Annotated in this window: 22 protein-coding genes; 7 read left to right on the top strand and 15 right to left on the bottom strand. The window is 57.2% G+C overall.

Going from position 1 to position 23,820, the window contains the following annotated elements; genetic code table 11:
• Window positions 1-10 precede the first annotated feature (10 nt).
• Window positions 11-1,459, bottom strand: coding sequence for a tRNA uracil 4-sulfurtransferase ThiI (gene thiI / locus M2406_RS16050; RefSeq protein WP_012005521.1), 1,449 nt, complete (start codon window positions 1,457-1,459; stop codon window positions 11-13).
• A gap of 232 nt (window positions 1,460-1,691) precedes the next feature.
• Between thiI and xseB the strand changes: the two genes are divergently transcribed.
• The 4 genes from xseB (at window position 1,692) to M2406_RS16030 (ending at window position 5,863) form a co-directional block, all read left to right on the top strand.
• Window positions 1,692-1,955 carry an exodeoxyribonuclease VII small subunit gene (gene xseB, locus M2406_RS16045; protein WP_012005520.1) on the top strand — a complete coding sequence of 88 codons (264 nt, stop codon included), beginning with the start codon at window positions 1,692-1,694 and terminating at the stop codon, window positions 1,953-1,955.
• 5 nt (window positions 1,956-1,960) lie between these two features.
• On the top strand, window positions 1,961-2,881 hold the full coding sequence (ispA, locus tag M2406_RS16040; RefSeq protein WP_115183140.1) for a (2E,6E)-farnesyl diphosphate synthase: 921 nt from the start codon (window positions 1,961-1,963) through the stop codon (window positions 2,879-2,881).
• 34 nt (window positions 2,882-2,915) lie between these two features.
• Window positions 2,916-4,781, top strand: a complete 1,866-nt coding sequence (dxs, locus tag M2406_RS16035; protein ID WP_012005518.1) for a 1-deoxy-D-xylulose-5-phosphate synthase — start codon at window positions 2,916-2,918, stop codon at window positions 4,779-4,781.
• Between the two features lie 107 nt (window positions 4,782-4,888).
• Window positions 4,889-5,863, top strand: coding sequence for an aldo/keto reductase (locus M2406_RS16030; protein WP_012005517.1), 975 nt, complete (start codon window positions 4,889-4,891; stop codon window positions 5,861-5,863).
• A gap of 43 nt (window positions 5,864-5,906) precedes the next feature.
• Here M2406_RS16030 and pgpA read toward each other — a convergent pair whose 3' ends face one another.
• The 6 genes from pgpA to nrdR form a co-directional block, all read right to left on the bottom strand.
• Window positions 5,907-6,401 (bottom strand): phosphatidylglycerophosphatase A, encoded by a 495-nt coding sequence (gene pgpA, locus M2406_RS16025; protein ID WP_012005516.1) that lies wholly within the window; start codon window positions 6,399-6,401, stop codon window positions 5,907-5,909.
• A 1-nt stretch (window position 6,402) separates the two neighbouring features.
• Window positions 6,403-7,386 (bottom strand): thiamine-phosphate kinase, encoded by a 984-nt coding sequence (gene thiL, locus M2406_RS16020; protein WP_012005515.1) that lies wholly within the window; start codon window positions 7,384-7,386, stop codon window positions 6,403-6,405.
• 52 nt (window positions 7,387-7,438) lie between these two features.
• Complete coding sequence (gene nusB, locus M2406_RS16015) at window positions 7,439-7,855, bottom strand: transcription antitermination factor NusB (protein WP_012005514.1); 417 nt, start codon at window positions 7,853-7,855, stop codon at window positions 7,439-7,441.
• A gap of 20 nt (window positions 7,856-7,875) precedes the next feature.
• Window positions 7,876-8,346 (bottom strand): 6,7-dimethyl-8-ribityllumazine synthase, encoded by a 471-nt coding sequence (gene ribE / locus M2406_RS16010; protein WP_012005513.1) that lies wholly within the window; start codon window positions 8,344-8,346, stop codon window positions 7,876-7,878.
• Window positions 8,347-8,464: 118 nt separating this feature from the next.
• Window positions 8,465-9,574, bottom strand: a complete 1,110-nt coding sequence (gene ribD, locus M2406_RS16005) for a bifunctional diaminohydroxyphosphoribosylaminopyrimidine deaminase/5-amino-6-(5-phosphoribosylamino)uracil reductase RibD (RefSeq protein ID WP_218218648.1) — start codon at window positions 9,572-9,574, stop codon at window positions 8,465-8,467.
• 10 nt (window positions 9,575-9,584) lie between these two features.
• Window positions 9,585-10,034, bottom strand: coding sequence for a transcriptional regulator NrdR (gene nrdR, locus M2406_RS16000; protein WP_004949256.1), 450 nt, complete (start codon window positions 10,032-10,034; stop codon window positions 9,585-9,587).
• Window positions 10,035-10,221: 187 nt separating this feature from the next.
• Here nrdR and M2406_RS15995 point away from each other — a divergent pair, with 187 nt between their 5' ends.
• The gene (locus tag M2406_RS15995) at window positions 10,222-10,776 is read left to right on the top strand and encodes a DUF3251 domain-containing protein (protein ID WP_259190611.1); all 555 of its coding nucleotides are present in this window, start codon (window positions 10,222-10,224) and stop codon (window positions 10,774-10,776) included.
• Window positions 10,777-10,822: 46 nt separating this feature from the next.
• Here the strand turns inward: M2406_RS15995 and ttrA are convergent, their stop codons facing one another.
• The 3 genes from ttrA to ttrB are packed head-to-tail and all read right to left on the bottom strand — an operon-like array spanning window position 10,823 to window position 15,688.
• Window positions 10,823-13,906, bottom strand: coding sequence for a tetrathionate reductase subunit TtrA (gene ttrA, locus M2406_RS15990; protein ID WP_259190610.1), 3,084 nt, complete (start codon window positions 13,904-13,906; stop codon window positions 10,823-10,825).
• Window positions 13,899-14,957, bottom strand: a complete 1,059-nt coding sequence (gene ttrC / locus M2406_RS15985) for a tetrathionate reductase subunit TtrC (RefSeq protein WP_259190609.1) — start codon at window positions 14,955-14,957, stop codon at window positions 13,899-13,901. Before ttrC ends, ttrA begins: the two co-directional genes overlap by 8 nt.
• Window positions 14,954-15,688, bottom strand: a complete 735-nt coding sequence (gene ttrB / locus M2406_RS15980; protein WP_017891823.1) for a tetrathionate reductase subunit TtrB — start codon at window positions 15,686-15,688, stop codon at window positions 14,954-14,956. Before ttrB ends, ttrC begins: the two co-directional genes overlap by 4 nt.
• A gap of 153 nt (window positions 15,689-15,841) precedes the next feature.
• Between ttrB and ttrS the strand changes: the two genes are divergently transcribed.
• Together ttrS and ttrR are read left to right on the top strand one after the other, a co-directional pair.
• Complete coding sequence (ttrS, locus tag M2406_RS15975) at window positions 15,842-17,599, top strand: tetrathionate respiration histidine kinase TtrS (RefSeq protein WP_259190608.1); 1,758 nt, start codon at window positions 15,842-15,844, stop codon at window positions 17,597-17,599.
• On the top strand, window positions 17,574-18,194 hold the full coding sequence (gene ttrR / locus M2406_RS15970) for a tetrathionate respiration response regulator TtrR (protein WP_012005506.1): 621 nt from the start codon (window positions 17,574-17,576) through the stop codon (window positions 18,192-18,194). Before ttrS ends, ttrR begins: the two co-directional genes overlap by 26 nt.
• 60 nt (window positions 18,195-18,254) lie before the next feature.
• On the opposite strand, the gene secF is transcribed toward ttrR, so the two are convergent.
• The 5 genes from secF to queA all read right to left on the bottom strand — a co-directional run bounded on the left by secF (window position 18,255) and on the right by queA (window position 23,740).
• On the bottom strand, window positions 18,255-19,223 hold the full coding sequence (secF, locus tag M2406_RS15965; protein WP_012005505.1) for a protein translocase subunit SecF: 969 nt from the start codon (window positions 19,221-19,223) through the stop codon (window positions 18,255-18,257).
• A 10-nt stretch (window positions 19,224-19,233) separates the two neighbouring features.
• Window positions 19,234-21,081, bottom strand: coding sequence for a protein translocase subunit SecD (gene secD, locus M2406_RS15960; protein ID WP_026142232.1), 1,848 nt, complete (start codon window positions 21,079-21,081; stop codon window positions 19,234-19,236).
• Window positions 21,082-21,106: 25 nt separating this feature from the next.
• Window positions 21,107-21,439: a preprotein translocase subunit YajC gene (gene yajC / locus M2406_RS15955; RefSeq protein ID WP_012005503.1), complete on the bottom strand. Its 333-nt coding sequence runs from the start codon at window positions 21,437-21,439 to the stop codon at window positions 21,107-21,109.
• A 33-nt stretch (window positions 21,440-21,472) separates the two neighbouring features.
• Complete coding sequence (tgt, locus tag M2406_RS15950; protein WP_012005502.1) at window positions 21,473-22,597, bottom strand: tRNA guanosine(34) transglycosylase Tgt; 1,125 nt, start codon at window positions 22,595-22,597, stop codon at window positions 21,473-21,475.
• A gap of 72 nt (window positions 22,598-22,669) precedes the next feature.
• Entirely contained in the window at window positions 22,670-23,740 is a 1,071-nt protein-coding gene (gene queA / locus M2406_RS15945; RefSeq protein WP_115183149.1) for a tRNA preQ1(34) S-adenosylmethionine ribosyltransferase-isomerase QueA, read from the bottom strand.
• Window positions 23,741-23,820: the final 80 nt, after the last annotated feature.

The following is a 23,820-nucleotide window of genomic DNA, read 5'->3' as shown; positions in this document are numbered from 1 at the left end:
CCTAAATGACTTACGGGCGGTAAACCTTAACATTGGTGAAGCCTTGCTCCAGCAAATATAGCGCCTGCAGGCGGCTCATCACGCCGCGCTCACAGTACAGCAGGTAGGTTTTGCTCTGATCCAAGTCGCCAAACTGGGTGCTGAGCTTGTAGAACGGCAGCGGTTTCACCTCAACCTGATCCAGCTTCAGCGGTTTATCTTCCTGCTCGTCGTTAGAACGAATATCCAGAATCACCTGGTCAGCATCGAACTCCGCCACGGTTTCGACTTCGGTAACCTGCTCCTGAGTCTGCTCGGCGATGGTGCGAATATCCACGTTCTTGGCTTCGCTAACCACGCGATCAAGAATGCTGAAATCAAAGTGCCCTTCTTCTTCTTCGATCTTGGCTTTAATCGCCTTCACCGTCGGGCTTTTCGAGATCACACCGCAGTATTCCGGCATGGTCTTGGCGAAGTCCTCGGTACCAATCTCGCGCGCCACTTTGATGATGTGCTCTTTATCGTGGGAGATCAGCGGACGCAGGATCAGCGTATCAGACGCGTTGTCGATCAGGCGCAGGTTAGTCAGCGTCTGGCTGGATACCTGCCCCAGCGCTTCACCGGTCACCAATGCCTGCACGCCATAACGCTCGGCAATCTGCGAAGCGGCACGCACCATCATGCGCTTGAGCACCACGCCCATCTGGCCGTCTTCGACCTTTTCCAGGATCTCGCCAACCACAGGTTCAAAATCGATAGCGATAAAGCGCACCTTGTGCGAACTGGCAAAGCGGTTCCACAGGTAGTGAGCTACCTGGCGCACGCCAATTTCATGCGCCGCGCCACCCAGATTGAAGAAGCAATAATGCACGCGGCAACCGCGGCGCATCAGCATATAGCTGGAAACACCCGAGTCGAAACCACCGGAAATCAGCGACAGTACGTCTTCCTGGGTGCCTACCGGGTAGCCGCCGATGCCTTCACGGCGGGCTTTCACCAGCATCAGCTTGTCGTTTTCGATTTCCAGGTTAACCGTCACCTGCGGATGCGACAGCTTAACGCGCGCGCTTTCAATATGCTGGTTCAGACCGCCACCGACGTAACGCTCCACGTCCTGCGAATTGAAGTCCTGCTTGCCGCGACGCTTAACGCGTACACAGAAGGTCTTGCCTTCCAGTTGCTCGCGGTAGGCTTCCAGCGTCTGCTCGAAAATATGGTGGATATCGGTATAGTCGCGGTCTTCCACTTCCAGAATGTGGTGGATACCGGGAATGCGCGTCAGCGCGTCGGCAATCACCGGCCGCTGGTTTTCATCTTTAGCGCGAACTTCGATATGATCCCAGTGACGGACAACCGCCAGTGTTTCATCATACTGCTTCAGGACGTTGCGAATACTGGTCGAGAGGATCTTGATAAAGCGCAAGCGCACAGATTGGCTCTTGATGGTGATTTCCGGGAACAATTTAATGATAAACTTCATGGCGGTCTTTATTGTCAGAATTACGAGGGAAAAGGATTTACAATGTATATGCGATTGATAAAACCAACGGGGCTGCCGAATGTTTTATCAATCGCATTTGCGGCGCCGAGTATACCACTATCTGGTGGAGCTCGGTGCACAAAACCACACTTGTGCGCCATGATTTGCCAATCAAGACCCGCTAAGATAGGCTCTGGCGCCACTGTTCACATGATGATGTAAAAAGAAAATTATGCCAAAAAAACCTGCACAATCAGACAGTACAGAGCAAAGCGTCAGCTTTGAAAGCTCCCTTAGCGAGTTGGAAAGCATCGTCACGCGTCTGGAATCGGGTGAGTTACCGCTGGAAGACGCGCTCAATGAGTTCGAACGCGGCGTACAGTTGGCACGCCAGGGCCAGCAGAAACTGCAGCAGGCGGAGCAACGCGTACAAATTTTGCTTAACGACAGCGCCGATGATGCCGCGCTGACGCCTTTCACACCGGATGCCGAGTAATCACCATGTCCGAGACTGTCCAACAGACCGCCTTTTCTGACCAGTTGCAGGCTTTACGCCAGCGGGCCGACCGCACGCTGCTTAATTTTATCGCGCCACTGCCGTTCAATGATGGCAACATGGTGGCGGCAATGCGTCACGGCGCGCTGCTGGGCGGTAAACGTCTGCGTCCGTTCCTGGTGTATACCACTGGGCAGATGTTTGGCGTATCACTGAATAATTTGGATGCGCCCGCCGCTGCGGTAGAATGCATTCACGCCTATTCTTTGATCCATGACGATCTGCCGGCGATGGACGACGACGATCTGCGTCGCGGTCAGCCGACCTGCCACATCAAATTTGGTGAGGCCAACGCCATTTTGGCCGGCGATGCCCTGCAAACGCTGGCATTTTCCATTCTGGCCGATGCCGAGATGCCCGACGTGGCACTGCGCGACCGGCTGGCGATGATATCCGAACTGGCAACCGCCAGCGGCGTTGCCGGCATGTGTGGCGGCCAGTCGCTGGATCTGGAAGCCGAAGACCGGCAGATTGGTCTGGAAGCGCTGGAGCAAATCCATCGACACAAAACCGGCGCCTTGATTCGCGCAGCCGTTCGCCTTGGGGCGTTAGCCGCCGGTGAGCCTGGCCGCGCCGCACTGGTGCAGCTTGATCGCTACGCCGCTGCGATTGGCCTGGCGTTCCAGGTACAGGATGATATTTTGGACGTGGTCGGCGAAACCGAAAAAATCGGTAAACGCCAGGGGGCGGACCAGCAACACGGAAAGAGCACCTATCCAGCTTTGCTCGGGCTTGACAGCGCGAAAGCAAAAGCGTGGGATCTCTATCAGGAAGCTTTAGCTGCATTAGACACTTTGGCAGCACAATCTTATAACACAGCGCCATTGCGAGCGTTAGCCAGCTTCATTATTGAACGCGACAATTAACGTGTGACGTTAACTCCTCTGATATGAGTATCGAATGAGTCTTGATATAGCCAAATACCCGACCTTGGCGCTAGCGGAAAATCCGGATGAACTCCGTTCGCTGCCAAAAGAGAGCCTACCGAAGCTGTGTGACGAACTTCGGCAATACCTGCTGGACAGCGTCAGCCGCTCCAGCGGCCACTTTGCCTCCGGGCTGGGTACCGTCGAACTGACGGTGGCATTGCACTATGTTTACCAAACCCCCTTCGATCATCTGGTATGGGACGTTGGCCACCAGGCCTACCCGCATAAAATTCTGACCGGTCGTCGCGACAAAATCGCCACCATCCGCCAGAAAAATGGCCTGCACCCTTTCCCGTGGCGGGCAGAAAGTGAATACGACGTCCTGTCGGTCGGTCATTCTTCCACCTCGATCAGTGCCGGTCTCGGCATGGCCGTAGCCGCTGCGCGTGAAGGCAAAAATCGCCGTACCGTCTGCGTGATCGGCGATGGCGCGATCACTGCCGGCATGGCGTTTGAAGCCATGAACCACGCCGGTGATATCGATCCGGATATGCTGGTGGTGCTGAACGATAACGAAATGTCGATTTCGGAAAACGTCGGCGCGCTGAACAACCATCTGGCGCAGCTGCTGTCCGGCAAGCTTTATTCCACCCTGCGCGAAGGCGGTAAAAAAGTGTTGTCCGGCCTGCCGCCGATTAAAGAGCTGGTCAAACGCACCGAAGAACACCTGAAAGGCATGGTGGTACCGGGCACGCTGTTCGAAGAGCTGGGCTTTAACTATATCGGCCCGGTCGACGGCCACGATGTCCAGGGGCTGGTTGCCACGCTGAAAAACATGCGTGACCTGAAAGGCCCGCAACTGCTGCACATCATGACCAAAAAAGGCCGCGGTTACGCCCCGGCGGAAAAAGACCCGATCAGCTTCCACGCGGTGCCGAAATTCGATCCGGCCAGCGGTACCCTGCCGAAAAGCGCCGGCGGCTTGCCAACTTATTCAAAAGTTTTTGGCGACTGGCTGTGTGAAACCGCCGCCAAGGACAGCTCGCTGATGGCCATCACCCCGGCCATGCGTGAAGGCTCGGGCATGGTGCAGTTCTCTCGCGACTATCCGCAACAATACTTTGACGTGGCGATTGCCGAACAGCACGCGGTGACCTTCGCTGCCGGTCTGGCCATTGGCGGTTATAAGCCGGTGGTAGCAATTTATTCCACCTTCCTGCAGCGCGCTTACGATCAGTTGATCCACGACGTCGCCATTCAAAAGCTGCCGGTGATGTTTGCCATCGATCGCGGCGGTATTGTCGGCGCTGACGGCCAGACTCACCAGGGAGCCTTTGATCTGTCATTTATGCGTTGCATCCCGACCATGGTGATCATGACGCCAAGTGATGAAAACGAATGCCGTCAGATGCTGTACACCGGCTATCACTATAACGAAGGCCCAAGCGCCGTGCGTTATCCACGTGGCAATGGTACCGGTGCACCGCTGGAACCTCTCAACTCTCTGCCGATCGGCAAAGGCGTTGTCCGCCGTGAAGGTGAAAAGCTGGCGATCCTGAATTTCGGCACATTGCTGCCGGAAGCCGCGCAGGTAGCGGAAACGCTCAACGCAACGCTGGTGGATATGCGCTTTGTGAAGCCACTGGACGAACAGCTGATACTGGAACTGGCAGCCAGCCACGACGCACTGGTCACGCTGGAAGAGAACGCCATTATGGGCGGTGCCGGCAGCGGCGTGAACGAGTTGCTGATGGCCAGGCGCCGTGTGGTACCGGTGCTGAATATCGGCCTGCCGGACTTCTTTGTCTCCCAGGGTAGCCAGGAAGAAGTCCGTAGCGATCTCGGCCTGGACGCCGCCGGCATCCAGCGGCAAATTGAGGTCTGGCTGGCGCAATAATCGTCGCGCCCGCTCGATCGACGCCTCCGCTTTGCGGGGGCGTTTTTATTTCTGTCATCCGAAAATCCGCTACAGTTAAAGTTCTGTGCTGACACCGGGAGGCAAGCATGAAGTATCTGAAACTGGGTAACACCGACCTGAACGTCTCACGTATCTGTCTGGGCTGCATGACCTACGGCGAACCCAGCCGTGGCAACCATGCCTGGACGTTACCGGAGGAAAGCAGCCGACCGCTGCTGAAACAGGCGCTGGATGCCGGCATCAACTTCTTTGACACCGCCAACAGCTACTCAGACGGCAGCAGTGAGGAGATCGTCGGCCAGGCACTGCGCGATTATGCCCGCCGTGACCAGGTAGTGATCGCCACCAAAGTCTATTTCCCCCTGAGTAATCTGCAGCAGGGACTGTCGCGCGCCAAAATCATGCAATCCATTGACGACAGCCTCAAGCGGCTGGGCACCGACTACGTTGATCTGTTGCAGATCCATCGCTGGGATTATGAAACGCCGCTGGAAGAAACGCTCGAAGCGCTGCACGATGTGGTGAAAGCCGGTAAGGCACGCTACATCGGCGCATCGTCAATGTACGCCTGGCAGTTCGCCAAGGCGCTGTACACCGCCGATCTGCACGGCTGGACGCGCTTTGTCAGCATGCAGAACCAGTACAACCTGATCCAGCGTGAAGAAGAGCGTGAGATGTTACCGCTGTGCGCTGCCGAAGGCATTGCCGTGCTGCCCTGGAGCCCGTTGGCGCGGGGTCGCTTAACCCGCCCCTGGGGGGAAACCACTGCGCGTCTGGTCTCCGATCAGGTCGGTAAAAATCTGTACGATGAAACCGAGGGCATCGACGCCATCATTGCCGAACGCGTGGCCAGTATTGCCGAAGAACGCGGTGTGCCCCGTGCGCAAATCGCACTGGCGTGGCTGTTGAGCAAGCCTGTCGTCAGCGCGCCGATTATCGGTGCGTCACGCCATGACCATCTGGAAGACGCCGTCGCCGCCGTCGATCTTGAGTTAACACCGGAAGAGATTGCCGAGCTGGAAACGGCTTATGTGCCGCACCACGTGACAGGATTTGAATAACCTGGAGGGTTCAGGGGCGCAGCATTGAACTGCGCCCTCAAAATCAGAACAACCCAAGCGGCCAATGGTGACCAATCAGGTAGATGATACCGGCGGAAAGGACCCCGGCGACGATATCGTCGACCATGATCCCCATGCCACCGTGCACATTGCGATCAAACCAGCGGATCGGCCATGGCTTCCAGATATCCAAAATACGGAAAATCACGAAACCTGCCGCAACCCACTGCCAGTCGTTGACCGGCAGTGCCATCAACGTGATCCACATCCCGACAAACTCGTCCCAGACGATGCTGCCGTGGTCGTGCACCTTCATATCTTTGGCGGTCTGATGGCACAGGTAGACGCCAATACAAATGCTGAACATCACCAACAGCGAATACAGTTGCCATGGCAGTTGGATCAACAGCAGCCAGAAAGGGATCGCCGCCAGTGAACCCATGGTGCCCGGCATCACCGGCGACAAACCGCTACCGAAGCCGGTGGCCAGCAGGTGCCACGGATTACTCATCCGCAAGCGGCGTTTAGCTTCATCCATGTTACGCCTGCCCTTCGCTGAAATGATCGAAACCGTGCCACGGCAGTTCCACCACTTCATCGCTGCGGTAGAATTTGATGCCTTCGGAAAGCGGGCCAATCTGACCAATACAGGTATAGTCAGCGCCCAGATGGCTTAACGCCACCTCCAGTGCACCACGGTTGATTTCCGGTACGGTGAAGCAGAGTTCGTAATCTTCACCGCCGGTCAATGCCCAGCGCAGCGCCTGATCTGCATCCGTATGGCTGCTTAACGCCTGCGACAACGGCAGCTCATCGAGATTGATGCGCGCACCGCATTCAGAGGCTTTCAGCACATGTTTCAGGTCAGAAATCAGGCCGTCGGAAATATCAATCGCCGAACTGGCCAGATCGCGCAGTGCCTGCCCCTGCAATACCCGTGGCTGAGGCCGCAGATGACGGCCAATCAGGTAATTGCGTGCCTCGGCGTCCGCTACCTGCAAGCGTTCCTGCAGCACAGCCAGACCGGCGGCGCTGTCACCCAGCGTGCCTGTGGTGTAGATCCAGTCGCCGATACGCGCACCGCTGCGGGTCAATGCCCGCCCGGCCGGGATCAGGCCGTGAATGGTTAACGTCATGCTTAACGGGCCGCGTGTGGTATCACCGCCAATCAATTGCATACCGTAATAATTAAGTTGTTCGAACAGGCTATCGCTGAACGCCTTCAGCCAGGGTTCATTCACCTCCGGCAGGGTTAACGCCAGTGAAAGCCAGGCGGGATCGGCGCCCATGGCTGCCAGGTCGCTCAGGTTAACTGCCAGTGCTTTGTAGCCGAGATCGGCGGGATCGATATCCGCCAGGAAGTGAACGCCCGAAACGAGAGTGTCGGTACTGACGGCCAAAAGCTGTTTTTCTGCCACTGTCAGAAGTGCGCAGTCATCTCCAATGCCCAACTGTACATCCCGGCGCAGACTCTTAAACCGGTCAAAATAGCGGGCAATGAGGTCAAATTCGCCACATGCCATGGTCGATATTCCAATAGAAGAAATTAAGGCCGGGGATACCGGCCTTAATTTTTTATTTTTTCTTGCGAATGCTTGGTGCCACTTTATCCAGCACGCCATTCACAAACTTGTGGCTGTCTTCAGCGCCGAAGGTTTTCGCCAGCTCGATCGCCTCGTTAATTGCCACCTTGTAAGGCACATCCTCACGCATTTTCAGCTCATACAGCGCAATACGCAGAACGGCTCTTTCTACCTGGCCCAGCTCTTCGAGCTGACGCGACAGGACAGGTGCCATCAGGCTATCCAGCAGACCTGCATTCACCGCCACGCCGGACAGCAGCTCCCGAAAATAGACGATGTCTACATCTTTGACATCTTGCTCCGACAGGAACTGGTGTTCAACATCGGCAATGTCATTTTTAGACAACTGCCAAGAGTAAAGCGCTTGAACAGCGCACTCACGAGCGCGGCGACGAGCAGCAGGTTTCACGGAATTCCCCTTAACTAAATTCAGGCTTTAATAGCTTTGATAACATTAATCATTTCAAGTGCGGTCAGAGCCGCTTCAGCGCCCTTGTTGCCCGCTTTGGTGCCGGCACGCTCGATAGCCTGTTCAATGCTTTCGGTCGTCAGCACGCCAAAGGCAACCGGGATTTCAGTGTTCAGAGAAACACTGCCCAGGCCGGAGCTGGCTTCGCCCGCGACATATTCGAAGTGCGCGGTGCCCCCACGGATAACGGTGCCCAGTGCGATCACTGCATCGTATTTGCCGGTGTTAGCCAGCACGCGTGCAGTCAACGGCAACTCGTAAGCGCCCGGGACCCAGACAACGGTGATGTTGTCGTCAGCAACCTGACCAATGCGCTTGAGTGCGTCGATAGCACCTTGCAGCAGGCTGTCATTGATGAAATTGTTAAAACGTGCAATTGCAATCGCCACACGGGCATTTGGAGTAGCAACAACACCTTCGATAACTTTCATGGGCTTTCCTTAAAAATGGGTTCAATACCCCGCAGGGGGGCGGATTCTATCACATTCTTTATCTGCCTGCGCGGCGGTTTTGTAAAACGACAGCCGACCCGGCACGCAGGTTTTAAAATCAGTATTTTGCTTTCAGCCGCAGCCGCAAATCAGGGCCGATTTGCCGCACTTCGCTGAAGACGAATTCCGGTGCATCGGTCAGGTGTTCAAGGCCCGGCAAATGGCACAAACCGCGGCCATTATCACCCAACAGTTTTGGCGCGATATACAAAATGAGCTCATCAACCAGCCCGGCCTGCAACAAGGCACCGGCCAACTGCGCGCCGGCCTCGACCCAGATGGAATTCACCTGGCGTTTCGCCAGTTGCATCATCATCACCACCAGATCAACGCCACCGCCGTGTGCCGGGAAGGTCAGTTGCTCGACATCCTGCGGCCAAATTTGCTCATCCGGCTGCAGGCGCGCCAGCCAGGTTTGCCCCGGTTGTTGTACCACCCGGTGCTGTGGGGTGACGCGATTTTGGCTATCCAGAATAATGCGCAACGGTTGACGCAGGTTTTCACGCGGGTAAATGCTTTGCGTTTCGGCGTCCAGTTCATCCCAGCGCACCGTCAGTGACGGATCGTCAGCCAATACGGTGGCACTGGTGCTGAGAATAGCGGCGCTTTGCGCCCGCAGACGCTGCACGTCCTGACGTGCCTGCGGTGAAGTGATCCATTGGCTTTCGCCGGAAGCCATCGCCGTGCGGCCATCGAGTGAGGCGCCGAGCTTCAGTTGCACATAAGGGAAACCGGTGCGCATCCGTTTGAGGAAACCCAGATTCACCGATTCAGCTTCGGCCAGCATCAAACCGTGGCGCACATCCAGCCCCGCCTGCTGCAGTTTATACAGGCCACGTCCGGCAACTTCCGGGTTGGGATCCTGCATCGCCGCCACCACACGGGCTACGCCGGCGGCGACCAACGCATCGGCACAGGGCGGCGTGCGGCCGTGGTGACTACAGGGTTCCAGCGTGACATAAGCGGTGGCACCGCGCGCCTTTTCGCCCGCCATGCGCAGCGCATGGACTTCCGCGTGCGGTTCACCGGCGCGCAGATGGAAACCCTCGCCGACGATTTCGCCATCGCGCACGATAACGCAGCCGACATTGGGATTCGGTGCGGTAGTAAAACGCCCCAGTCGCGCCAGCTCAAAGGCGCGAGCCATATAAAACTCGTCGTTATGCATCAAAGCCCCTTTAGTCCTGCAGACGGGCGATCTCTTCGCCGAATTCGCGGATATCTTCAAAGCTGCGGTAAACCGAGGCAAAGCGAATATAGGCCACTTTATCCAACTTTTTCAGCGCGTCCATCACCAGGTTACCGACCAGTTTGGTCGGGACTTCACGCTCGCCGGTGGCGCGCAACTGGGATTTAATGTGGTTGATCGCGTTCTCCACGTCGTCGGAGCTGACCGGGCGTTTTTCCAACGCCTTCAGCATGCCGCGACGCAGCTTGTCTTCGTTGAATGGCTCACGCACTTCATCGCTTTTGATTACCCGTGGCATCACCAGTTCAGCCACTTCAAAGGTGGTGAAACGTTCATTACAAACCAAACATTGGCGGCGACGGCGCACCTGCGAACCATCACCCACCAGGCGGGAATCAATGACTTTGGTATCAACGGCGGCGCAGAAAGGGCAATGCATAACACGTCCTGATAAACGTTTTCATAGTTAAGAACAGTTTACCCCGAAGTACGGTTACAACAAAGGCCGTCGGCTATTTGTTGCGGAGCGCCCCTATGAACGACGCCCCGAAAGGACAATCAACATGACTTTCCCCATCAGGCGGACTAAGCTGATAACAGGAGAAGTTGAATAGGAAATCCCCGCCATGACAACCCGTTACCCCAAGATTTTCCTGCTCAGCACACTGGTGCTGCTGGCAGGCTGCGCGCAAACTCGCGAAGTGCCCAAGCTGCATAATCAGGTGGTTGAGCTAAATCAGCAATTAACCACCCTGACTAACCAGGCCACGGCGCTGGAACAGCAAAACCAGTTGAACAAGAACTCCACCAGCGGCGTCTATCTGCTGCCGGCAGCCAATAACGCCGCACGTTTGCAAAGCAGTCTCGGTGAACTGAGCGTGTCACTCAGCCACGTGAAAAGCGAGGCTAACGGCACCCAGGCCATACTGCACGTTCGCACGCTATCGCAGGCCTCCCTGCCGGCGTTCAAGGCCATTGTCGAATGGGGCCAATTGGATGCGACCACCGGCAATCCACTGACGGCTGAAGCACTTTCGCAGCCGATCGTGAGCCAGGACTCATTGCTGCCCAAAACGGAATACAGTTTTGAGCTGCGTTTCAGCGGCCTGACACCGGATCAACTGGGCTATGTGCGACTGCACAGCGTAGAACCCACAACGGCAGCCGCCGCACAAAACTAACCAGGCCAGGCCCACGCTCCCCCCTTAGAGAAAGTGGGCCACCTGTTTAACCCAGCCGTTGCAACCTTGCCGGTAGCCCCTGGCGCACCGCCGCCCCGCTGACCCAATCCAGCCAGCTATTGCTGATTTCTCTGGTCGGATCCGGCAACCCAAGGTCGTTTAAGTTGATTCCGGCGGCAATGCGCGCATCGGCAGCCAGTGGCTGACCATCCAGCAGGTGCGCACGCGCCCCCATTTCGCGATGGCCATAACCGTGCTCAATAGCAATCACACCCGGCATCACGCCGTCGAGCAAACTGATCTGCGCCTCAACGCTGCCACCTGGGGTTTGCAACTGCACCCGATCGCCATGTTGTAGTCCATAACGCTCACCATCGGCCGGATTGAGCGCCACCAGGTTGACTGGTTTCACTGCGCGCAGGCGATCAATGGGCGCCGTAGAGCTGCTCATCAGATGCGACTTGAACGACATCAAACGGAACGGCCATGCCTCTGGCGGATAGTGCTCCCCAACATCGGAGCCGTCGGCAAAACGCGGCGGATAATAGGTCGGACAGCCGCTATAACGCTCTCCGGTCATGGCATGGCGATGGCGCGCCACCTCTTCATTCCAGATATTCAGCCCTTTTTTCCACTGCGGTCCGGTTTCATTGCCTCGCCAGGCCTGCTCATAAGGTGCAAAACGCCCACCCCGAGCCAGCATATAGCCGACCCGCAACCGTTCATCCGCTTTCAGCACCTTATCCAGCGCCGGTTGCAGGCGATCAACACCGGTCAGTCGCAGTTCGCTTTTCGTCGCTTCGGGCAACGGCTCACCGGCAAAGGCGACGTTGGCCGCAGCACGCAAATAATAATCTTCGGCGCTGTGTAATCCAAAAGTGTTGCCTTGCGTATCTTGCAGTGCCGCATCGCCAAATCCCGGCAGCCCCATGGCCTTCGATAGCGCAATAACAAAGCTTTCCAGCGCTACCGGCTGCCCATCGGCCGTGAGCGCGGTACGCGCCGGGACAATAGGCCAGCGCGCAGTACTCGCCCGCACCATCACACCGGACCAGGGAGCGGTAAAACCCCAGCTCTCGAAGTTGTGAGTGTCCGGCACGATATAATCCGCCAACGCACTGGTTTCGTTAATAAAGGCATCTATCGCGATAAACAGCGGCAGTTGCCGGGGATCTTTCAACCGGCTTTCGACCACCTCTCGCAGACCGGCAACCCCGTATAGCGGGTTACCCATATGGCTGATCCAGGCTTTTAGTGGATAGGGATATCCCATCAGCGCCGGGGCCAATTGCTCGGTGAACTGGCCCGCGACAAACGGGTACCAGGGCCCACGCGCCGGGTAAGGTTTGTCACCCTGCTCAATCTTGCGGCGATATTCGTCCGATTGTTCGTACGCCTGTTTGCTACGCGACAGCACCAGCCCTTTCGGTTTCACCATGCCGGGAAATGTCTTCAGGTTATAGCGCGGCCCATCGGCAAACTCTTTGAACTTACCGCCGCCGACCGAGACGCCGCCCTTAAGGTTCAGGTTACCGATCAGCGCATTGAGCATCATCACCGCCCAACTGTTATAGAAACCGTTGCCGCTCATCATGCCGCCATGGGCGATCACCGCCGCTTGCCGCTGATAGGAAGTAAACTCTTTGGCCAGCGCTGCAATGGTCTCGGCACTGACGCCACAACGAGTACTGTACTCAGCCAGCGTGAAGCGCTCAGCCGCCCGCTGCAGACAGAGAAAGCTCGAACGAACCTCGACCTGTGAACCGTCGGCCAGCCGCAGCTGTTGCTCCACCCGCAACGCGCCCTGTAGCGCCTGGTTAGCCGACACCGGTTCAGCCCGCTGCGTATCCCAGACCAAAGGCGGGCTTTCGGCCTCTCCGGTTGTGCCGCCGTCCAAATGCACCTGACGCAAAAACTGGCCGCACAACGGATGATCGTCATTCATCACCACCAGGTGCGTGGCATTGGTCCAGCTCTTTTCACCGGCCGCCTGCATAGCCGTCTCGCCGGGCAGCGCCAGGTAGTCGGCGTTATAACGCTCCTGTTCGATGATCCAGCGGATCATGCCCATCACCAGCGCGGAATCGGTGCCCGGCAACACCGGCACCCAACGGTTGTGATCGTTGGCCAGCGTAGTGGTCAACGGCAGCGCCGGTGCCACCACCACATACCGGAATTCATCACGCAGACGGGCGTTGGCCAACTGACGCCCCTGACGTTTAAATGGGTTGCCGGACTGCGCCGGCGAAGTGCCGAGGAACAAGCCAAAACGCAAATTGTCCCAATCCGGTTTAACGTGCGCATTGGTTTCCAAATCCCCCATTAACGCCCCGGATCCCGCACGGTAAGCCAGCCCGCAATAAGCGCCATGATGGCCGAAATTACGTGTCCCAAAGGCGTTTTGCGCAAAGCGTTTGATAAAAGCGTCCCGCCCTTCATCACCGGCATTGGTGACCAGTAACTGATTGGCCTTTGGCCCCAGCGAAGGTTGTTCAGGATCGAGCGGCGTTTCGAGATCGCGGATCGCCCGCAGCCCCTCAACCGGCCCCTCACCAAACAGATCGCCGCCCTCGACCACTTCGTGGATCAACTGTTCAAAACTGATGCGCTGCCACTGCCCGCTGCCGCGTGGCCCTACCCGCTTCATCGGTTCCAGCACGCGGTAAGGGCTGGTCAGCCCTTCCAGCAAGGTCGCACCGCGGGCGCAGGCGGTGGAACGCTGTTCAAGGCCTTCATCGCCCCCCAGACGGTTGAGTGCGTCACTCACCGGCAAAGGATAAGGAAAGTGATGATCGTGCGACAACGGATGATATGGGTTACCCGCCACGCGTAAAATCTGATTACTGTCGCGATCCACCCTGACCCGCAGGCCGCACAGCGTCCAGCAGCCAAAACACTGGGTCATGGACACCGCCTGTTGCGGATTGGCCTGCCAGCCATCCGGGTGCCGATGGCCCTCTGTCGGCAGCGAGTTGGCGCTGATCCGGTCGAGCGTCAATTTACCGCTGCTGCCGTCACGCAGGCCGGTAAACACTTTCTGCACCATCTCGCTGTAACTGGCACCAAACACTGCCAATCCACCCAGGGCGAGCCCACCTTTCAACCACTGACGCCGCGTTGAATTAGCCATAGTGTTTTTTCTCCATCAGCCCATGCTGTAATTCACGAATTCCAATGATTAAAGCCATCCATAAACCCAGGGTGCCCAGGATCGCCAACAGCCCTTCGCTACCGAGCGGTAACACATAGGGATTGGTCAATACGTTGAACTTGGGCAGCGTCTGTGTTTGCATCAGCAGCATCCAGCGCACGCCCCAGCACAGCAGTAACGCCGCGGTAGATTGCGCCAGTAGCCCTTTGGTGCCCAACGGCCGATGGCGGGTGCGCCACGCCAGCGCCAACAGCAACAGGGTTAAGGCGACAAAGGCGATACCGGCCCACAACCAGACCGCCCCCTGAGTCGAAAGCGAGCGCAACGCGACGGAAGAAGTGCTGCCATCCAGCCACCAGCCAAGACCGGAGAGGCACAGCAACAGCAGGCTGGCGGCCTGATAGCGAGCCAGACGCGGCTGCCATTGTGGCTCCTGGCGCAACCAACAGGCCAACAGCGGCGGGACGGCCTGCATGGCGGTAAGCAACAGCAGCCAGGGTAACCAAAGGCTGTACCAAAGTGGCTGCGCCCGCAGCACCGAAACTTCGCGTCCGGTATAAAGCAGGATACTGACCGCAGACAGTAAAGTGGCCAACGCTACCCAACGCAGCCATTTTTCTTCACGCCATGCCGGGCGGAACTGTAACCAGCGCGCCCAAAACGGCAAGGTCTTCGCGCGTAATTGCCCCCGTAGCAGCAGAACGAAATAGCTGACCACCAGCAGGGTAAACAGCGGTAAAAATAGCGAGCCGAGCGACATCCACGACCAGGGGGTAAAGTAGGCATAGAAATGCCAGATGCGGGCGGGCTGATGTAAGTCCGCGCTCAGGGCCATCGGCGCCACGGTGCCGCTCACCACCGCCAGTGAGACGGCGGCCAGCTCCAGGCGTGACGTATTCTGTGGATCGCGCCAGCGCAGCCAGACGGCAATCATGATGCTGCCGCATGCCAGGCCAATAAAGAAAAAATACTGCACTGCCCAGGGCAACCAGGCGATCTCCTGCGGGCGAGCCATAATTTCGCGGATCATGGATGCACCTCCTGCCACAGTGCCGGTTGTCCCCGGACGTGACTGACAAATGCCTCATCAAGCCCCAGATAGAACACCTGAGGATGTGTCCCCTGTTCGGGTTTCAGTACCTTGAGCTGTGCCTGATGCTCATCCAGAGCCCGCCTTAATGCACCTTGCCGATCGTTAAGATCGCCAATCATCCGCGCACCACCGACACAGGACTCGACGCAGGCGGGCAACAGCCCGGCATCCAGCCGATGCACGCAGAAAGTACACTTGTCGGCGGTCTGGGTTTCATGGTTGATAAACCTAGCCTCATAAGGGCAGGCCTGCACGCAATAGGCACAGCCGACGCAGCGGGTATTGTCGACAACCACAATGCCGTCCTGACGCTGGAAAGTCGCCTGCACCGGGCAGACCGGCACGCAAGGCGGATTGTCACAGTGGTTGCACAACCGTGGCAGCAGCACGTTGGTGGTCGAGTCCTGCCCCGTCAGGCTGACCTGATATTGCAGTACGCTGGTGCGAAATTGCCCCTGCGGTAGCCGGTTTTCCACCGCACAGCTAACGGTACAGGCCTGACAGCCAATGCAGCGGCGCAGGTCGATCAGCATCGCCATGCGCTTTTTGCTGTCACCTTCTCGCCGAGCCGGCTGCAACTGCCAGCCTGACTGCGCCAGCGGCACCAGAGCTGCGCCGGCGGTCAATGCACCGAGTCGTTGTAAAAACTGCCGTTTCCCACTGTCCATTGATTTCTCCCAATAAGTATCCGCCGGGGAACTGATACAAAGGAGTGTAAAAACAGCGACCGACCGCCAATATTGTGGTTTACCACATTCCCCACGGCGGCTTGATCCAGGACAATTCAACCCGGTGATGCGGATCATAAAAGTGGAGAAGAGGTGAAAAGAGCAGCGCTAATCTTGTTGCTGGGGGGTTGGTTAAACGTTGCCTGGGCGGGGCAATGGACCATCGCGGTGCTGGCGCTGCGCGGCGACGCCCATGCACTGGCCCAGTGGCAACCCTTGGTCGATCACCTTAATCGCCAGTTTCCCGGCGATCATTTCCAACTGTCGCCGCTAAGCCTGGCCGGTATGGATGAGGCGGTCCGTAATGAACGCGTGGACTTTTTGCTCACCAACCCGGCGCAATATGTCCAGTTGGATAACCGCTACCCGCTGCGCTGGCTGGTTTCGCTGCGTTCTTCCCAACAGCCGCAGCAGGCCTCAGGCAACGTGGTCGGCAGCGTCATACTGGTGCGCCACGACAGCCCAACCACTACGGCCAGCCAGTTAGTTGGTAAAAAGGTCGGTGCCGTCGCCGCGGACGCCTTTGGCGGCTACCTGCTGGGATATAAAGAACTGCTTGGCGCGGGCCTTGACCCGGAGAAAGACTTGCAACTGCATTTCAGCGGTTACCCGGCGGATGCCCTGCTTTATCAGCTGCGCGATCGGGCGCTGGATGCGGTGATTGTGCCGGTTTGCCTGCTGGAAAAAATGCAGGCGGAAGGGTTGCTGCAGGCCAGTGATTACCGCGCCCTGTTGGCAAAACACAGTGGCCAGCCCTGCCTGACCAGCACCGAGCTGTATCCCAACTGGTCATTTGCCGCCCTGAACCACGTCCCGGATCGGCTGGCAGATGAGTTAACCCGCCAGTTACTGCAGATGAACGCTCCCGGCCTGCCGGTTTGGGGCGCCCCGGCGTCATCCCGCCAGGTTAATCAGCTACTGCGAGATTTGAATATCCACCCAAGCCAACGCTCACTCTGGCAGGAGGTGACCCTTTGGGCACAGCAACACCTGCTGTTGCTCGGTGGCATCTTCGGGGGGATGCTGTTGCTCGGCGCTAACCACCTGTGGATCGGCCATCTGGTGCGCCGTCGCGGACGCCAACTCGAACAGATGCATCAGACGCTGCGCGCCAGAGAAACTGCGCTGGCTCAGGCACAACGTCTCAGCACTCTGGGCGAAATGGCGTCCGGCTTTGCTCATGAGCTTAACCAGCCGCTGGCGGCGATCCGGCACTATGCGGAGGGCTGCCGTATTCGTCTTGAGCGCAGCGATCGACAGCACGAACTGCTGCCGATCCTCGAACAAATTGGCCAGCAGGCGCAACGTGGTGCGGAAAGCATTGTCAATTTGCGACGCTGGGCCAGCAAAACGCCGCACCATGAAAGCACACGCCCCCTGCTGTTGCGTCCGCTGGTGGAACACCTGATTAAACTGATGCAAATAGAACAAGAGTATCCGCTGTGCCACATAACCCTGGCCATCCCGGCTCAAAGCCAGTTGTATAGCCAGACGACGTTATTGGAGCAAGTGCTCACTAATTTGCTGAGTAACAGCCTGCAAGCAGGTGCCCAACAAATCACTCTGCGGCTGGAAGTCGACCAACATCAGCAACGGTTGATCGTTGAGGACGACGGCGGCGGCCTGAACGCCGAGCAGCTGACGCTGCCGTTCGTCCCGTTTCGCAGCAGCAAACCGGAAGGCCTCGGCTTGGGGCTGGTGATCTGCCAGCGGTTGCTGAAGCACCAGGGCGGCGATCTGACACTGGAAAACTATTTTTCCGCTTCTCAACAGCAAGGGTTGCGCGTGACCCTGTACTTCCCCGTGATCCAACAGGAAACCTGCCATGGCGTTAATACATCTGGTCGATGACGATTTAGCCGTTACCGACGCCTGCCGCTTTTTACTCGAGGGGCTGAACTATCGGGTGCAGATCTGGCACGACAGCCAAAAGTTCGTCGACCAGGTCAGTCTTTATCAATGCGGTGTGGTGATGCTGGATATTCGGATGCCGGGCATGGACGGGCAACAGGTTCATCAACAACTGCGTCGGCAGGAAAGTACCCTGGCGGTGGTGATCGTCACCGGTCACGGTGATATTGCCATGGCCGTGACGGAGATGAAGCTGGGGGCCGTGGATTTCCTGCAAAAACCGATTGCCGCCGCGCCGCTGATCGAAGCGCTGGATCGCGGGATCGCCCATTCTCAAAACCGGTTGGAACGCTATCAGCTACAGCAGCGTTTCAGTGCGCTGACGCCGCGTGAGCGTGAAATAGCCCGCGCCGTGGCTGCGGGAATGACCAATAAACTGATTGCCGATCGTCACTTTATCGCGGTGCGTACCGTTGAAGTGCATCGGGCCAGAGTGATGGAAAAAATGCAGGCCGCCAGCCTGGCGGAGCTGGTGAATTCACTCAATCAACTGACGTTAACCGAACCCTCAGAGAGCGGAGTCAGCCGTCTGTAGGCAAAAAAAATGCCGGTCGGGATAAGCCGACCGGCATGATATTTTCAACTCACGGGCAAATCACGGCATAATCGAAGGCTGATCTGCGCCCTCTTTTTCCACTTTCTGCTGCAGCATGTGTTCGCGTTTCATACCCAGTTTCAACGCCAGCGCGGACGCCACGTAGATAGAGGATATGGTACCGATAGACACACCAATCAGCATAGCCAGAGAGAAGCCGTGCAGCATCGCGCCGCCGAAGATGTACAGCATCAGAACCACCATCAGGGTGGTACCGGAAGTCATCAAGGTACGGCTCAGCGTCTGGGTCAAAGACACGTTCATGATTTCGTAAGGCGTGCCGCGACGGATCTTGCGGAAGTTCTCACGAATACGGTCGGAAACCACGATGCTGTCGTTCAACGAGTAACCGATAACCGACATCAATGATGCGACGATGGTCAGGTCAATCTCGATATGGAACAACGACAGCACGCCCAGAGTGATGACCACGTCGTGCGCCAACGCGATAACCGCCCCCAGCGCCAGGCGCCATTCGAAGCGGAAACCGACGTAAATCAGAATACAGATCAACGCCACCAGCAGCGCCATGCCGCCGTTTTGCGCCAGTTCGGTGCCCACACTCGGGCCGACGAACTCAATCCTCTTCACCGTGGCGTTTTTATCGACCGAGTCGTTAATCACGCTGATGACTTTGTTACCCAGTTCCTGGCCTGCGGTGCCGATCGCCGGTGGCATACGCACCATCACGTCACGGCTGCTGCCAAAGTTCTGAATAATCGGGTCCTGGAACCCGGCTTTTTCCAGCGTATCGCGCATCAGATCGAGGTTGGCCGGTTGTTCCAGGCTGATTTCAATGACGGTACCGCCAGTGAAGTCCAGACCCCAGTTAAAACCACGCACCGACATAATGGCGATTGACGCGATCAGCAGCAACAGCGAGATGCCGAAGGCCACGTAATCCCAGCGCATAAAGTCATAGACTTTACGGCCGTAGTTGAGTTGTTCAACAGTATAATCCTGTGCCACAACGCACTCCTCAGATAGACAGCTTGTTAATGCGTTTGCCGCCGTAAAGCAGGTTGACGATGGCACGGGTACCGACAATCGCGGTGAACATGGACGTCGCCACACCGATTGCGGTGGTAATCGCAAAGCCTTTGATCGAACCGGTGCCCACTGCGTACAGAATAATCGCGGTGATCAGGGTGGTGATGTTGGCATCAACGATACTGGAGAACGCGCCTTTATAGCCTTCATGGATCGCCTGCTGAACGGAACGTCCGTTCTTCAGCTCTTCCTTGATACGTTCATTGATCAGTACGTTGGCGTCGACCGCCACCGCCAGCGTCAGCACGATACCGGCAATACCCGGCATGGTCAGCGTCGCCCCCGGCAACAGGGACATCACGCCGACAATCAGCACCAGGTTGGCGACCAGCGCCGTGGTAGCGATCATGCCGAACTTACGGTACCAAACCACCATAAACACGATGGATGCCACCAGGCCCCACAAGCAGGCTTCCAGACCTTGGGTGATGTTCTGTTGCCCCAGGGTCGGACCGATTGTCCGCTCTTCCACGATCTGGATAGGCGCAATCAGCGCACCGGCGCGCAGCAGCAGCGAGAGCTGACGTGCTTCGTTCGGGTTGCCGATGCCGGTAATACGGAAGCTGTTGCCCAGACGCGACTGAATGTTCGCCACGTTGATCACTTCTTCCTGTTTCACCAGGACTGCACGGCCGTTAGCGTCTTTCTTGCCGCTGTCCTTGTACTCCACAAACAGGGTCGCCATCGGCTTGCCGATATTGTCCTTGGTGAAGTTGGACATCGCGGTACCGCCGGCACTGTCCAGCGAGATATTAACCTGCGGCTGGTTGTATTCGTCGGTGCTGGAGGTGGAGTCGGTAATGTGGTCACCGGTCAGGATCACGCGCTTGTACAGCACAACCGGCTGGCCTTCGCGGGTGTCTTTTACTTCGGAGTCACCCGGCACACGGCCATTGGCTGCCGCAGTGGTATCCGCATTGGTGTTAACCAGACGGAATTCCAGCGTCGCGGTAGCACCCAGGATCTCTTTGGCACGTGCGGTATCCTGAATACCCGGCAGTTCGACCACGATGCGGTCAGAACCCTGGCGTTGTACCAGCGGTTCGGCAACGCCGAGCTGGTTAACACGGTTACGCAGGATAGTGATGTTCTGCTGCACCGCATACTCACGCGCTTCGCTCAGGCGGGCATCCGTCAGGTTGGCTTTCAGGGTGTTGGTGCCGTTGGCAGAGAACACCATGTCACGTTGGCGTGGGCCAAGGTAGCTGATAGCCTGATCGCGGGCAGCATCGTCACGGAAACGCACTTCCACGCCGTTGTTGTCCAGCTTGCGGATAGACGCATAAGGAATGCCCTTTTCACGCAGCTCGCTGCGCAGGGTGTCCATGGTCTGTTCCTGCAGTTTGCTCAGCGCAGTGTCCATGTCCACTTCCATCAGGAAGTGCACGCCACCGCGCAGGTCCAGACCGAGTTTCATCGGTTCGGCGCCCAGCATGGCCAACCAGGCCGGCGTGGCCGGGGCCAGGTTCAGCGCCACCACGAACTTGTCGCCCAGCTCAGCCATTAAGGCTTCACGCGCGCGCAGCTGAATATCAGGATTGCTAAAGCGAGCCAGGATGGCGCCATTTTCCAGCGCAATCGACTTGCTCGCGATCTTGTCTTTTTCTAATACGGTACGGACTTGGTCCAGCGTAGTTTCACTGGCGGCGACACCGCGCGCGCCAGTGATCTGTACAGCCGGATCCTCACCATAGAGGTTGGGAAGCGCATAAAGCAGACCGATGATGATCACTACGATCAGCATCAGATACTTCCACAAAGGATAACGGTTTAGCACGGCAATTCCCTTCGGGAAAACAAAATTACAGGGCCTTCATGGTACCTTTCGGCAGAACGGCCGCCACGAAGTCACGCTTGATCATCACTTCCGTGGTGTCGTTCAGCGCAATAGCGATGATGCCGGTGTCAGCCACTTTGGTCACGCGACCAATCAGGCCACCGGTGGTCAGCACTTCATCACCCTTGCCGATCGAGTCCATCAGTTTCTTGTGCTCTTTAGCGCGTTTCTGCTGTGGACGCAGGATCATGAAATAGAAAATCAGGCCAAAAACCACCAGCATAATGATCAGAGAGTACGGGCTTCCCTGAGACGGAGCTCCTGCGGATGCGACGGCGTCAGAAATGAAAAAGCTCATTGAAATTCCCTCATTAAGTTATCAATTATTAATTCAAGCGTTTAAAGGTGGAACCGGTTTACCGATCCGACCGTAGAAATCCGCAACAAACAGCTCTAATTTACCCTGTTCAATGGCCTCGCGTAAACCCGCCATCAGGCGTTGGTAGTGACGCAGGTTATGAATGGTGTTCAATCGGGCACCGAGTATTTCGTTGCAACGATCGAGATGATGCAAGTAGGCGCGGCTGTAATTGCGACACGTGTAGCAATCACAGTCTTTATCCAGCGGAGAAGTATCATCCTTGTGCTTGGCATTACGGATTTTTACCACACCGTCAGTCACGAACAGATGGCCGTTACGGGCATTACGCGTTGGCATCACGCAGTCGAACATATCGATACCGCGACGCACGCCTTCAACCAGATCTTCCGGTTTGCCAACGCCCATCAGGTAACGTGGCTTATCTTCCGGAATTTGCGGGCAAACATGTTCAAGAATGCGATGCATATCCTCTTTTGGCTCACCTACTGCCAAGCCGCCCACAGCGTAACCATCAAAACCGATATCCACCAGCCCTTTTACTGATACATCACGTAAATCTTCGTAAACACCGCCCTGAATAATGCCGAATAAAGCGTTCTTGTTATTCAGTTCGTCGAAACGCTGACGGCTGCGCTGCGCCCAGCGCAGAGACATTTCCATCGAGCTTTTGGCGTAGTCCCAGTCTGCCGGGTACGGCGTGCACTCGTCGAAGATCATCACGATGTCAGACCCCAGGTCATACTGGATTTCCATCGATTTTTCCGGGCTGAGGAACACTTTATCGCCGTTAATCGGGTTACGGAAATGTACGCCTTCCTCTTTAATCTTGCGCATCGCGCCCAGGCTGAACACCTGGAAGCCGCCTGAATCGGTGAGGATCGGGCCATGCCACTGCATGAAATCATGCAGATCGCCATGCAGCTTCATGATCTCCTGCCCTGGGCGCAGCCACAGGTGGAAGGTGTTGCCCAGCAGGATCTGCGCACCGGTCTCTTTCACTTCTTCCGGCGTCATGCCCTTTACCGTGCCGTAGGTGCCGACCGGCATAAAGGCTGGGGTTTCCACCACGCCACGTTCAAAGATCAGGCGGCCACGGCGAGCGCGGCCATCGGTTGTGTCTAATTCGTACTTCACAAAGCCTCCAGCATCAGAGAAACAGTCTGATGTCGTTAAAACAGGGTTGCGCCAGATGCGCAGCCCAGGAAATCAGGCGCCGACGGATTCTTGCTCCGCCAGCGGGTTACGGCTGATGAACATCGCATCGCCATAGCTAAAGAAACGGTACTGCTCGGCCACCGCCTGCTGATAGGCATGCATGGTGTTTTTATAACCGGCAAAGGCGGAAACCAGCATAATCAGCGTCGACTCCGGCAGGTGGAAATTGGTCACCAGTGCGTCAACCACCTGATAGTGGTAACCCGGGAAGATAAAGATGCTGGTGTCGTCGAAGAACGGCGCAATCAATGCCTCTTTGCTGGCGTTGGCGGCACTTTCCAGTGAACGCACCGAGGTGGTGCCGACAGCCACCACACGCTTGCCGCGCGCTTTGCAGGCCAATACGGCGTCAACCACCTCTTGCGGCACCTCTGCGTATTCGGCATGCATGACGTGCTCTTCGATGGTTTCCACCCGCACCGGCTGGAAGGTGCCCGCACCCACGTGCAGGGTGACAAACGCCATCTCGATGCCTTTCTCGCGCAGCGCAGCCAACAGCGGCTCGTCGAAATGCAGCCCGGCGGTTGGTGCAGCTACCGCGCCCGGTTTTTCGCTGTAGACCGTCTGATAAAGTTCGCGGTCGGCGTCTTCGTCCGGACGATCGATATACGGCGGCAGCGGCATATGGCCAACGGCATTAAGGATAGTAAAGACGTCGCGTTCATCGTTGAAGCGCAGTTCGAACAGCGTATCGTGGCGCGCGACCATAGTGGCGGCGATGCTTTCGTCGTCACCCAGCAGCAGGTCGGTGCCCGGTTTCGGGGCCTTCGAGGCGCGAACGTGCGCCAATACCCGATGGTCGTCCAGCACGCGCTCGACCAACACTTCAATCTTGCCGCCGCTGACCTTGCGGCCAAACATGCGTGCCGGGATCACCCGGGTATTGTTGAACACCAGCAGATCGCCGGCTTCCAGGTTATCCAGCAGATCGGTGAATACGCCATGCTTAAGCTCCCCGCTCGGCCCGTCCAACTGCAGCAAACGGCAACCGCTGCGTTCAGGCTGGGGATAGTGGGCAATCAGGGACTCGGGAAGTTCAAACGAAAAATCGGCGACGCGCATGGCTATTCACTTCTTCAATATAGGACTGGTTGGTAAAAAACAGGCGGCCTAGTCTAAAGCTGCGGGCGGTCAGCGGCAAG

Source organism: Serratia sp. BIGb0163 (assembly GCF_024809935.1).
In the GTDB taxonomy this organism is placed as follows: Bacteria; Pseudomonadota; Gammaproteobacteria; order Enterobacterales; family Enterobacteriaceae; genus Serratia; species Serratia quinivorans.
The sequence above is the reverse complement of the archived record's forward strand: the minus strand, read 5'-3'. Positions and strand labels throughout refer to the sequence as shown.

Coding starts and splice junctions, on each gene's coding strand:
- ribE (WP_012005513.1), bottom strand. CDS start 8,346: ATGAAAGTTATCGAAGGTGTTGTTGCTACTCCAAATGCCCGTGTGGCG.
- dxs (WP_012005518.1), top strand. CDS start 2,916: ATGAGTCTTGATATAGCCAAATACCCGACCTTGGCGCTAGCGGAAAAT.
- ribD (WP_218218648.1), bottom strand. CDS start 9,574: ATGCATAACGACGAGTTTTATATGGCTCGCGCCTTTGAGCTGGCGCGA.
- queA (WP_115183149.1), bottom strand. CDS start 23,740: ATGCGCGTCGCCGATTTTTCGTTTGAACTTCCCGAGTCCCTGATTGCC.
- ispA (WP_115183140.1), top strand. CDS start 1,961: ATGTCCGAGACTGTCCAACAGACCGCCTTTTCTGACCAGTTGCAGGCT.
- ttrA (WP_259190610.1), bottom strand. CDS start 13,906: ATGGCTAATTCAACGCGGCGTCAGTGGTTGAAAGGTGGGCTCGCCCTG.
- ttrC (WP_259190609.1), bottom strand. CDS start 14,957: ATGATCCGCGAAATTATGGCTCGCCCGCAGGAGATCGCCTGGTTGCCC.
- ttrR (WP_012005506.1), top strand. CDS start 17,574: ATGGCGTTAATACATCTGGTCGATGACGATTTAGCCGTTACCGACGCC.
- xseB (WP_012005520.1), top strand. CDS start 1,692: ATGCCAAAAAAACCTGCACAATCAGACAGTACAGAGCAAAGCGTCAGC.
- M2406_RS16030 (WP_012005517.1), top strand. CDS start 4,889: ATGAAGTATCTGAAACTGGGTAACACCGACCTGAACGTCTCACGTATC.
- pgpA (WP_012005516.1), bottom strand. CDS start 6,401: ATGGATGAAGCTAAACGCCGCTTGCGGATGAGTAATCCGTGGCACCTG.
- ttrB (WP_017891823.1), bottom strand. CDS start 15,688: ATGGACAGTGGGAAACGGCAGTTTTTACAACGACTCGGTGCATTGACC.
- thiL (WP_012005515.1), bottom strand. CDS start 7,386: ATGGCATGTGGCGAATTTGACCTCATTGCCCGCTATTTTGACCGGTTT.
- M2406_RS15995 (WP_259190611.1), top strand. CDS start 10,222: ATGACAACCCGTTACCCCAAGATTTTCCTGCTCAGCACACTGGTGCTG.
- nrdR (WP_004949256.1), bottom strand. CDS start 10,034: ATGCATTGCCCTTTCTGCGCCGCCGTTGATACCAAAGTCATTGATTCC.
- thiI (WP_012005521.1), bottom strand. CDS start 1,459: ATGAAGTTTATCATTAAATTGTTCCCGGAAATCACCATCAAGAGCCAA.
- yajC (WP_012005503.1), bottom strand. CDS start 21,439: ATGAGCTTTTTCATTTCTGACGCCGTCGCATCCGCAGGAGCTCCGTCT.